The organism is Xenorhabdus sp. SGI240 (genome assembly GCF_040081915.1).
Lineage (GTDB): Bacteria > Pseudomonadota > Gammaproteobacteria > Enterobacterales > Enterobacteriaceae > Xenorhabdus > Xenorhabdus bakwenae.
Genome location: NZ_JBEBMB010000135.1, coordinates 1 through 2,307 on the forward strand (window position 1 = coordinate 1; position 2,307 = coordinate 2,307).

A 2,307-nucleotide genomic window follows, 5' to 3' on the forward strand; every position below is an offset into this window, starting at 1 on the left:
CTCCCGCAGCCTGAAAGCGTTAGGCAAAGAGCTGGAATGCCCGATACTGGCACTGTCCCAGCTAAACCGACAAGCCGAAAACCGCCCGGATAAACGCCCTAACAACGGCGATTTACGCGATTCCGGCTCACTGGAGCAGGACGCTGACTTGATATTGCACCTGTACCGCGATGAAGTCTACCACCCGGAAACACCGGACGTTGGGATGGCCGAAATCATTATCGGTAAGCAGCGTCAGGGACCGACCGGCACGGTGCGTGTGCGGTTTGACGGCCGGTATACGCGTTTTTCTGATATCGACAGCGACAGGAGGTAAATGATGGGACGCAATACGTTGCATTTAGGCCGCGCCTTGTTACAGCAGGGACGACAGGCTGAGGCTACCCGCAATGACAGCCCGCCGATGGCGGAAATGCCGATGGTACTGACATTAGATCAGCTACGCCCCAATCCGGATAACCCCCGCACCAGTCGCAACCCGCGTTATGACGATATCAAGGCGTCGATCAAAGCCCGTGGGCTGGATACGGTGCCGAAAGTCACGCGTGATCCGGAGGGTGACGAAGCCTACATCTTCAGTGATGGCGGGAATACGCGCTATCAAATTCTGTCCGAGCTGTGGCAGGAAACCGGAGATGAACGTTTTTATCGGGTACATTGCCTGTTTAAGCCATGGCCGGGGCGTTTACAGTGTGTGATCGGGCATTTAGCCGAAAATGAGTTGCGGGGCGATCTCAGTTTTATTGAAAAAGCGTTAGGCGTCTGCAAGGCCAGAGCCATTTACGAAGAACAGAAACAGCAGAGAATTTCCCTGCGGGAACTATCCGCTCTGCTCAGTGAAGCTGGTTTCCCCGTCAGTGCCAGCCATATCAGCCGGATGGAAGATACCGTGCAGTACCTGTACCCGTGGATGCCTAATTTACTCGGCTCCGGGCTGGGAACACCGCAGATACGCCCTTTATTGGTGCTACGCCAAAATGCAGATATGGTCTGGCAACAGCATGTCACCAGTATAAACACGGAACCTACCCTGATCTTTGATGAAGTCTTTGGCGCCTGCTGCCGCAAGTTTGATGCGCCGGAAACTTGGTCGCCGGAGATGTTCCGGGATGAGCTGATTGGTGATTTATTGCAGGCCCTGCCACATCCGCTGCTCAATTATGACCGTTGGGTACTGGAACTCGATCCGAAAGAAAGCAACCGCCGACAACTCTTTGGTGAGCAGGCCACCACGTTTGACCCGATGCCGGAAGAGCCTGAGACGAAAAAAACGGAGCGGGTTCGAGTGCCAGATAGGGAATCGAATCCACGAATAATTTCTCAACCTGCCACTGATAAGGTGCAGGCACCTGAACCAGAACACGCTTCGGTCGATAAAGCACAAGTGTCCGCCACATCTTCCCGAAAAAATCCGGTCATTCCGTTTTATCAGCCGGATGACGCTGATAATCCGCCTGAATCAACGCTGCCTGTTCCTGAAGCAGAATGCCTGCATTTTGCCCAAACCGGGCTGGAACCTGTCAGTTCGGTCTGGGCGATTTCCCCGATGCAGGATGATATCGAGCACCTGCAAAACATGGCATTCCGGCTGGCGTTTGAACTGGCGGAAGTGATGGGCTGTGACAGCGATTTGCTGTCACAGCCGGAAGAGGGTTCGGCGGGATTTTGTCTGGTGAATACGCAAAATGCCCATCCTTTTTCGCGTTTATTGCACACCCTGACCGGAGAAACCCCGGCTGACAGCGGTGAACTGACGCTGACTGCTGTTCTGCTTGGCACTGCCAGGCGGGAAGAGTCGCCTCTGCTGGATGATACCCGGGTCGTGAAATTTCTGCGGCTTATCCGGGTTATCCGTCGTTTGCGTGAGCTTCAGCGCGAGATTGTACCGGAGACGTTGACGATGTAGCGATACCAGTGCGGGGTGCCTGCTTTTCAGTGTGTTGTTCATTCATTGCGTTTTGACTGGCCTGATTATGGAGGAAGTGTATGAATCATTTATCGCAAGCCACCAACAGTTTGCTGATGCAGCTGGTGATGGATTTGAAGAACGGTTATATCCGCCGTTGCGAGGCATTGGGGCTGGCCCCCGCAGAGATGCTGATGTTGCAGAGCCTGACGATTGAAGACTTGCATTACTTAGGCAACAGCCCGGTGTCGGTGCTGAGCGTCCATATTCATCACGCCAATCTGGTGCGCATCTTGCATCAGGCACGTATCGAGCAGCAGCGGATGAAACGGATTGACCGGGCACTGGAATTAGGCGGCTCTATTGAGCTGATGCACTATTTTTTTGGCCTGTCCAGTCTG

Annotated in this window: 3 protein-coding genes; all 3 read left to right on the forward strand. The window is 54.0% G+C overall.

Going from position 1 to position 2,307, the window contains the following annotated elements; all coding sequences use genetic code 11:
* Positions 1-316, forward strand: a 316-nt coding sequence (locus ABLA76_RS17205) for a DnaB-like helicase C-terminal domain-containing protein (protein WP_348988863.1), incomplete at its 5' end; no start/stop codon positions are given.
* 3 nt (positions 317-319) lie between these two features.
* Complete coding sequence (locus ABLA76_RS17210) at positions 320-1,906, forward strand: ParB family protein (RefSeq protein WP_348988865.1); 1,587 nt, start codon at positions 320-322, stop codon at positions 1,904-1,906.
* Positions 1,907-1,986: 80 nt separating this feature from the next.
* A partial coding sequence (locus tag ABLA76_RS17215; RefSeq protein ID WP_348988864.1) for an STY4526/YPO1902 family pathogenicity island replication protein occupies positions 1,987-2,307 on the forward strand: 321 nt, incomplete at its 3' end.

Bases quoted from the DNA above. Each gene is read 5' to 3' on its own strand.
- ABLA76_RS17210 (WP_348988865.1), top strand. From the start codon at position 320: ATGGGACGCAATACGTTGCATTTAGGCCGCGCCTTGTTACAGCAGGGA.